This window comes from Moorena sp. SIO4E2 (assembly GCF_010671945.1).
Classification (GTDB): Bacteria; Cyanobacteriota; Cyanobacteriia; order Cyanobacteriales; family Coleofasciculaceae; genus Moorena; species Moorena producens.
Genome location: NZ_JAAHIE010000293.1, coordinates 1 through 9,177, shown reverse-complemented (window position 1 = coordinate 9,177; position 9,177 = coordinate 1). Strand labels below are relative to the sequence as shown.

6 protein-coding genes and 1 pseudogene are annotated in these 9,177 nt (G+C 43.1%); all 7 read right to left on the bottom strand.

Going from position 1 to position 9,177, the window contains the following annotated elements:
- Positions 1-95 (bottom strand): annotated as a pseudogene (locus tag F6K37_RS45625) (RNA-guided endonuclease InsQ/TnpB family protein); the annotation flags it as partial.
- 132 nt (positions 96-227) lie between these two features.
- Positions 228-692, bottom strand: a complete 465-nt coding sequence (locus F6K37_RS24490; protein WP_008187408.1) for a GIY-YIG nuclease family protein — start codon at positions 690-692, stop codon at positions 228-230.
- 442 nt (positions 693-1,134) lie between these two features.
- Complete coding sequence (locus F6K37_RS24485; protein WP_008187409.1) at positions 1,135-2,331, bottom strand: GNAT family N-acetyltransferase; 1,197 nt, start codon at positions 2,329-2,331, stop codon at positions 1,135-1,137.
- A gap of 587 nt (positions 2,332-2,918) precedes the next feature.
- Positions 2,919-3,710, bottom strand: coding sequence for a hypothetical protein (locus F6K37_RS24480; RefSeq protein ID WP_287252708.1), 792 nt, complete (start codon positions 3,708-3,710; stop codon positions 2,919-2,921).
- Positions 3,711-3,987: 277 nt separating this feature from the next.
- Positions 3,988-6,171 carry a DUF7125 family protein gene (locus F6K37_RS24475; RefSeq protein WP_287252707.1) on the bottom strand — a complete coding sequence of 728 codons (2,184 nt, stop codon included), beginning with the start codon at positions 6,169-6,171 and terminating at the stop codon, positions 3,988-3,990.
- Between the two features lie 59 nt (positions 6,172-6,230).
- Complete coding sequence (locus F6K37_RS24470) at positions 6,231-7,901, bottom strand: ATPase domain-containing protein (protein WP_008187417.1); 1,671 nt, start codon at positions 7,899-7,901, stop codon at positions 6,231-6,233.
- Positions 7,898-8,386 carry a hypothetical protein gene (locus F6K37_RS24465; RefSeq protein ID WP_008187418.1) on the bottom strand — a complete coding sequence of 163 codons (489 nt, stop codon included), beginning with the start codon at positions 8,384-8,386 and terminating at the stop codon, positions 7,898-7,900. Before F6K37_RS24465 ends, F6K37_RS24470 begins: the two co-directional genes overlap by 4 nt.
- Positions 8,387-9,177 lie beyond the last annotated feature (791 nt).

The following is a 9,177-nucleotide window of genomic DNA, read 5'->3' as shown; positions in this document are numbered from 1 at the left end:
TGATTAATAGTGCAGCCTTACAACAAAACCTGTCACCTTTAATGCATAGCCTACCAACTTGCTTTGGCTGCACTATTCTTGCGGTAACTTCTGACCCGGTTTAAAAACACGGGGCTTTCAGCTTTGGTTGTTCCGTAAATAACCAGCTATCAGCTGTCAGCTGATAGCACCTCAAGTAGCGTGCACGCAGCTGACAGCTGATAGCTGACAGCTGATAGATTACAAAGTCAAAGAGATGATATATATCTCATCACTTCTGGAGTCGCATCAAACCATTCCCCAGAAATCCTAAGATGTTGGAACTTTCTGTGAAATTCGGTTTCCATCTTAGCACTTCCTGGGATAATTTTTATTAGTTCTAAAGTCTTTACACTCTTAGTTTCAAGCCCTCTAATATTACCATTGGGGTTAGTAGTGTAACCGATCCGAATCGCATTGCGTCCCTTGTCTAAGATAAAGTAAAGCCTAGCTGGATTTTCTTCCTCAGGGCTGGAGAGGCAGCTTTGTACTAAAGTCCCTGTGGCTTTGTGCAACCGAATAAAGGTTTGAGCGTCACTAGCGTATTCTGGAAGCTTAGAACGCTCTACAGCCATGGTCATATAACGCAATGCGGCTGCGTGTCTTCCCTCCGACGCTTCATCGACAGCCAGGGCTAGCAGGTCATAGGGTGAGCATTGGCGAAAATTACTCATTATTGTTGTACTTGGGCTGAGCAATACCTGATTTGTATGCTAGGAATTGGTAATATTAGCACACCTAATGACCTTATGTAAAGACCTGATCTCAATTCAGATCCGGGAAATCTGATCTGTGCTTTGGTAAGCTATCAGCTATCACCTAATAGACATCTCCAAAAATTAACCTCAAACCCTTGCACTGCCTGGGTCAAAACCGAGTTTCTGGAGATGTCTAATGCGATCGCGCACCCTACTTGATGTGCTATCAGCTAATGTGCTAAGCGCACCCTACTTGATGTGCTTATGGGCTATTAGGAAGCTACGGAACTTTTGAATAAAATAAGTAAGCATTCTTTTAATATTAGTTATGGCAAGCTGACGGCTGACCGCTGACCGCTGAATGCTTACGTGCTTTGTGCAAAAGCCACGTTTATTCAAAATACTCCTCAACTGCTAATCAATCCGGAATCTGAAAGTTAATCTCGCGCTTAGTAAAGGGCAAATCTTGATTAATAGCCTCAATTTCCTCACGTTCCATTAAATTAACCTCATCGATATAGTTTTGAAAAATCCGGTCAAAGCGTTTATCGTAGAATCGATGAACACTATAGTTAGCAGTTGCTGGGAAACCACGACGCTTCTTGTGACGCCCACCAGCACCAGGGTCAAACATGGTGATTCCTTGGCCGATTGCCCACTCAATCGGTGCATAGTAACAGGCTTCAAAATGTAGGCAGTCAAATTCTTGAAAACAGCCCCAATAACGACCATACAAATGATTGCCCTTATTTATACAAAAGGACATTCCTACTGGTTTTTGGTCATCCTCCTCCCGATAAGCAGCAATTAGTACCACTCGCTGACGGTAGTTAGGATACAACTGTTTAAAAAACTGGCGCGTGAGATATTTGCTACCCCACATAAATTTATCGCAGGTGCTGCTGTAGAAGCTGTAGATTAAGGGAAACAAGGATTTTTGAATGTCATCCCCCGTTAAGATTTTCAGGGTCAGACCTGCTTTGGCTACAGCCTTACGTTCTCGTTTAATATTGCGGCGTTGATTGGCATTAAAGACCTTTAGGTAATCCTCAAAACTACTAAAGCCTTGGTTTTGCCAAATATAGCTGTGATGTAGCCAGCCCTTAAAACCATTGCGTTCAATTACTGGTCGCCAATCCGGGTCAACAAAGAGGAAGTGACAACCAGACAGATGATTGCGATCGCAAAAATTATCAATAGCACTTACCATGATTTGTGTCAACTGATCTTCATCTTCTCCCGGTGCGATCAAAAACCGATAGCCTACCGCTGGGGTAAATGGTGTCATACCCAACAACTTCGGATAATAGGAAATGCCCAAGCGATAGGATAAATCCGCCCACTGTTGGTCAAAGACAAACTCTCCGTAACTGTGACCTTTGACATACATAGGTGCAGCAGCGATCAGCTGTCTATCTCGCCACACCGTTAAGTGATTGGGCAACCAACCGGTTTTAGCAGTAGCACTGCCAGATGTTTCAATAGTATTCAACCACTCCCACTCCAGAAAAGGGGTTTTTAGGGGTTGGGCAAGGTGATCCCAAGGGGATTGGGGAATATCTGCCATGCGGTTGACCCAGATAACGGAATAGTCAAGCTTGGGTTGTTGAACCATTGGGGTAATCTAGGATTAGGGGAACTTGAGATTGGTCAAGTCAGCAAGTCTGTTCGCGTAGCGTGGCCATTCGCGTAGCGTGGCCAATAGGCCAAGGCCAAGTCTGAAACAATTCCTTCGATCAATTACTCAGAAACTGGCATGTTTGTTACCTTGAGCCTTAACGTTTTTACAGTTTACTTCAAGTATGTAACTTCAAGTTTTATTTTATCGATCGAGGGAGTTATCAGACGAGATATGACCAGATATCCTGTCTCTTAGTTTAAGTTAAATTAACTTGACACCATAGGCTGGCATTGTACCTGCACCAAACAAGACCCCATCAGCGAGAGCCACTTGTTTTTCCAGATGGGCTAGAAAGGTTAGTAAATCTTTTACATAACACATCTAGTCACAGACTTCAAACCCTGAAGGTCTTGATAGTCAAGGAAAATCCTTGGCAGATCTACTCGCATCCGATCAGGTCAACGGCAGTTTGCCCTGATCATCAAGTCAGCTCTGCTACAGACACCAGCCTCACAACGGCAGATATTGTCGAGCTATCCGGTAGTGATTAACCAACAAGGGAAAGTTTTGACTGATCACTATCAAGAGCCCAGTGAGCTGATAACCTTCAATTGTTTCTCACCAAAAGCGTCTGCTTCTGAACTAGCAATGGTAATTAGACCCTTGATTTTACGGTCATCAATCACTGGCACGCTCAGAAATGACCGCACTCCTGCCAAATCCAAACCCCCAGATACTATCCCCACTACCTGCCCATCATTTCCAATCACTGGTAAAGAAACCACGGCAACCCACAGGTTACTCTTCGCCCGAAAAACTGTTGATATATAGGTGCGTCCCTTGATAGCTTGTTGAAAATAGCGGCGATCGGAATAGTATTTATCAATTAAATCTAATTCCGGGGCTTCTGGGTAGCGATAAATCATCACCCCCTGACGATTGATTAGACTCCAGCCCGCCAATCCAGCCATCGCGTTTTGCATCAGGGTGCTCTCTCGTAGTGCTTGCCCTAAGGCAGCAACATTTAGCGATCGCGTTTCCGAACAAAATGCTAGAAAACTTAGAGTAACAAACAGTCGCTTCAGGTCATTTTGGGCTAAATAAGCCACGGTTTTTGGGGCATCAGTTTCCTGTGATGCCACTAACTCCATCTGAATTTGGTCTGGTTGGAGGTCTAGGTCAGTTAAGCTAGCCAAGGTAATCAGTGCCAAAGCTAGCAATTGCTCAGCCGCAGTAGTAGTTGACTGCTGACCTAGCACAATAAGCAACCGAGTCTTTTGCTCTTCTAGAAGAAGCATACCACAAATTGGTGGGTCAATAGTTGCCTTGATTTGGTCAAAGATTGTTTGCCACACCGCTTGGTTGCCTGTCATAATTTTTAAACATAAATGTTTTTATATTAAGGGGCAATGATAGTGTAAAGGCTATTTAGCATCAGAATCTAGACCGTATTTCTCAAACAAACTCATAAATATAAGACTAACGGCTGAGAATAGTTGATCAGTTCATAAATTTTGGTATTTTGCGCGCGTCTTTCTGGAGTGGTCGATAGCAAAAGTTTGTTCCGACACGCTGATTTCGCTAGATGTTATGGAAGCGTCGAGAGATTTTCTACTGTTTGGGAAATGAATCGTGATCGAGAATCGTTGATTAAGATGGGGTGCTCTCAATCACAATCCCGTTAGTGGGGGAGATACTGTAAGGGTAGGGACGCTGATCTGCCTTAGCGCCACGAATTTTACTAATTCGCAGCCAATTTTTGTAGCCAATGTCTGCTCCGTTATTCATTTCATCCCAGTCAGGTGAATAAAGGTCTATTACCAGATCATAAAGGTTCAGTAAATTGTAGCGATCGCTTTTTTCGATTCCGTCCTGAACAAAAATATCTAACACTGCCACATCAGGCTGACGGAGTTGACGATTTTTACGGTAGACCAGTTTAATAAACTCTCTAGGAGTACAGGTGATTAGTAGAGGCGTGAGGGAGTCAAAGATTACTCGACAGGGTTTAGGCATCTGCTCAAGCTGTTGCGCAATCCTGAGCAAAAGCATCTCCGGGTCATTCAGATTCAGGTGTACAGAATTTGCTGGCAATGTCTCTACCATAGGACTAAAGGTATCGAGGATCACCAACTGCCCTGCTTCCAGGTAGGGGTCAGGGAGTAATCCCCAACTTGGGAGGGTTTGATAAACTTGCTGCCTAGGAATATCGGCACTAATATATAGCACTGATTCTTGGCGATGCAAGCCTGAGAGCAAAAACTGATAGGCTAGGGTACTCTTACCCAGTCCGGGAGCGCCCTCCACCAAGCAAGCGGTGTCATAGGGCATTTTGTCTGGGAGCAATTTTTGGAGTGACCCAAACACTAAATAGGTCGTATCCCCAAGAAATTTTAATGATTCGGTGGTTGAGGGGGGGGATATTTGGCTGGGACTGTAAAATATCTCAATACCGTTTTCTGTGATTGCCATGGGGTGAGAACCACAGACATGGTCAGATGCTCGCATTTTAAACACTTCTAGATAGCGATCGCGTCTACGACCAACCAGTTCTTTTGATAGCACAATCATGCCATCGACAATGGTTTCTTCCACACCAAAGCTGGATAGGTGTCCAGTTTCATGAGCAGGGATACCTGAGATCAAGATACCCACTCCACCGATTTGTTGCATCAGGGTTGCCAATTGGAAGGTCTTTTCTCGCTGGATGGCTCGGTTATTGACTTTGTAGAGCAAGACTGATATTGAATCCACCACAAAACGTTGAGGCTGGAAGGAGGCGATTTCCTGAGCAATTTGATCTAGGTGTTCTTCAACCCGGATGTTAGTTTGGGTAACAAAGACAATGCGCAGCATTTCCTGTTGAATCAGAAGTTCTAAGTCCCAACCAAAACCGGCTGCCATCTGGGACAGATGAGAGGGGGTTTCCTCAAAAGAAAAGAGCAAACCTTTTTCCCCTCGGTCAACTCCAGCCATGAGAAACTGTAGGCCAAAGGTAGTTTTACCAGTGCCAGCAACTCCCGAGAGGATGATTGAACGACCGTAGGGGATACCTCCCCGCAACAGTTTATCCAAACCCGGAATTCCCATCACCATACGCCCTGCTGGCACTGACCAACTCACCGACTTTTGCCTGAGGGTTAGGGTAGGGCTGAGAATCCGCACCCCCACATTAGTGATCACAAACGGAAATGGTTCCATATAGGGTGCCAGACCCCGTAATTTATGAACCTGTAACCAACGGCGTTGCTCCCCTGCCTCCTCATGGGTCGAAAGGTAAATAATGCCATCAGCCAAAGCAAATTCTGCACTGTTGCTAATCTGGGAGCGATCGGATTCACTCACTAAAAAAGTAGTGCAACGAGCACTGGCGAGGCGAACCGATAGTTCGTAGCAAAAACGGCGGAATTCACCACTTTTTTCGGTCAGGTCAGCAATGGCCTTAAAAGAGTCAATAACTATAACTTCTGCTTGATGTTGATTGACCAAACCCACTATATGATCCGCCAACCTAGGCATCGGTTGTTCAATTAAGAATGAACCGAGATCACTATAGATCACCTGCTCACCAAATACTTGAGCATCGAAGAATTGGAAGTGCTGCATATAACGCACCACCTTGAGGGTTGGCTCGGAAAGGGTACTGAGATAAAGAGCTCTCTTATGGGGTTGGTTCTTGATAGTGTTAAACAGAATCTGCTGCACCAAAATGGTTTTGCCAGTGCCAGGAGCCCCTGCCAAGATATTCAATGAGTAGATGGGAAAGCCACCGCCCAAAACGGCATCCAGATTTGGCACTCCTGTGGACATTAATTTGATTGTGGGCTTAGTCATTAGCCATTAGTGATTAGTCATTAGTGGTAATTTAACTAATAATCAATCCAAATAATCAATCAAATCGTAGCTTTGTAATAGGTTGTATTCTGATGTTCCCAGGTAATTACCATACCCTGCTGCTTGAGATTCTCTAACTCATGGAGCAAGTCTTGAGGGCTGAATCCAGTGCGATTGGCTAATTCATTGATGTCCATCTCCTCCACCCCCTGCAAGATTTTCATGATATTACGACTCTGGTTAAGCAACTCCTTAAAGCCATTGTCATTCGAGTAAGTATTATTAAAGACAGGCATTCCAGTCAGCACACCAGTTTGAGCTTGAATCACCTCGTCGATGCGAATTCCATCTGAGGTAATTTCAAAAAACCGGATTTCTTTGCTGTGGGGCGCTCCCCTGACCTTCATAATGTTTATGGCTCGTCCAATGCGACCGGATAGTTCTACATAGCGCAAGAGGATAACATTATCCACCACAAAGGATACGCCATGTTCACTCAACTGAAACGGTCCGAATAGCTCCCCAATTTCGTTGGTTACTATGGTGGTCACACCTTGAAGTTTAAACTGGTTCACTAAGGAGTAAATATAGTCTTTGTAGCGAACCTTATTTGGGGTGGCAATCTCAATATCCTTGAGAGAATCAAGCATAATCCGGCGAGCCTTAACCCTTTCTACAACAGCTTTAACTTTAGCAGCATGGATATCCGGCTGTAGTTCTACGGGAGAATCATACAGATGCACTAGCATTCGCTGCTTTTCCATGGCCTCTAAATCCCAACCTAAGGACAGGGCAATGGCTTTGAGCTGTTGGGGATTTTCTTGAAAGGTAACAATTACTCCAGGCTCCCCTTGGAGAATTCCAGCCACAATGAAGTGAAGTCCCATCAAGGTTTTACCAGTGCCTGCGCCTCCAGCAACCATAGTTGCCGTGCTATGCTGCAATCCCCCATCTAACATCCTATCCAGTTCAGGGATGCCAGTGGAAAGTTTTTGTTGGCTGGTCTTCTGCTTCGATGATAAGTTTTTCAGCATCTTAATCCGGGGATAGACTTCTATGCCAGTCTGACTGATTTCAAAGGGATGCAAGCCGGTAAAATAATTTTCCCCTCTGAGTTTGAGCACATCTAAATAACGCTGGTAGTGTAACCCCAGAGGCTGATTTTGCAGACGAATAATCCCATCGGCGATGGCAAAGATGGGTTGATGTTTAATTTCTTCGTCAGTGTATTCCCCTACTAAAAAAGCTGTTACTCCCCAAGTAGTCAGACGCACTGAGAGGTCGTAGCCAAACTTACGTACTTCTACGGGATCCGTTGCCAAATCATGAATAGCTTTAAAGCTATCAATGCCGATCAGCCCAGGTCGGTACTCCTTTACGTAATTAATAATGGCAGCGATCGCTTCTGTTAGACCCTGCTCTCGGATAATCTCGCCGATGTCGAGATAAATTACCGCAGTACCTACCTTACTGGGGTCAAAAAAATCAAACTTTTGTAGGTAGTGCAGTAATTTTACTGAAGGTTCCGATAGGGTAACGAGATAAAGGGCTTTGTGCTGTGTACTAGCATTGGTGTATAGTATTTGCTGGGTAAAGATTGTCTTACCAGATCCGGGTGGCCCAGTGATGATGTTAATGGACAATTCCGGAATACCACCAGCCAGAATCGAGTCTAGACCAGGAATACTAGTAGGCAGTTTACCTAAGGGCTTTGTCCGAGGCCTGATCATATAAGTTTTTTCCCTTCAATTTCCTTGAGTAATTGTCTGACTAGAATGTCGCCCGTCAAGATGGCTAGAATATCGATTAACGTTGTGACTAACTCTTTGAGGGCCTCAGGAATTAGTAACCGTTGTTCTGGTGAAACCTTTTGGCGAAACACCTCAAACGAAATTCCCTCGGCACTCGATTCTAAATAGCCAATCAGGGGATATTTTTCCGTTGTCAAAGCTAGAGCTCTTTCCATAATCGACACTACTGTCACTCTACCTAAGGTCGGCATAATCCGGCTCCAGATCGTGGTGAGCAAATCTTCGTAAATGTCGATAACTTCTTCTTTACGGGCCTCGGTCTTCGCCTGGTCAACTTGCTCCTGGACTTGCTGTTGAAGTAGTTGTGGCGATCGCATCTCCATTTCTCTATCAGGATCGCTCATAGCATTATCCTCAAATTTTCGTTCCCACTTAAGGTTAAGAAAACTATTAGTTGTAGTCATGGGTATCTATGGATAATTCCCAATGTATCCCATCAATTTACAAAGCTTATTCTACTTTTTAATTTAATGGATTTGGTTATATATTTTTTTAAATTTTGTTAATTTTATTTTTAATTTTGAATTAAAAATAACGAAACTTATTTTATTAAAATAAGTTTTATTAACAAATAATAGGGTTTATCATAGCTATGAGGTACACATAATTTTTTACCTTTTCCCTCTTACCTGCTAGTTGCTAAAAAGTTGCTGCCCCCTAAAACTCAGGAATCTGTACCTCATCTAAATAAGAATTGCTATAAACACAGGCTTTAAAGACAGGGCAAACGCATCTCACTTAGATTGACAAATAAGCAAGAGTGTGATACAATCACCAGGTTAAGTTGATCAACAAATATAAAATAATGAATTCATGACTAATTTTTAAGAACTCGTTGGCGTGTCTGACAAATGAAAAACGGCGTGTTGATGCAATAGCCACTCGCTATTTCATCAACACGCTGATTATATTTTGGTTGTAAAAGCTAATCAAAAACTTCTTTATTAAGAAGTAAAAAATTGGTTTAATTCAGCAATATAATATGAATTGATATTAAACTAATATAGTTATGATAATCAAATCTAATAACTAAAACTAAAAATATATATAATTAATGTCAATGTGTAGAGTTAACTGTATGCTAACACCCAATAATTCTAGTAAATTGATTTTACTTATTTAAAAATTTCAACTATTCGATTTATAATCGAATAGTCTGCTCAATGCAATACCAGGGTAAGCGCAAGAAAAAATT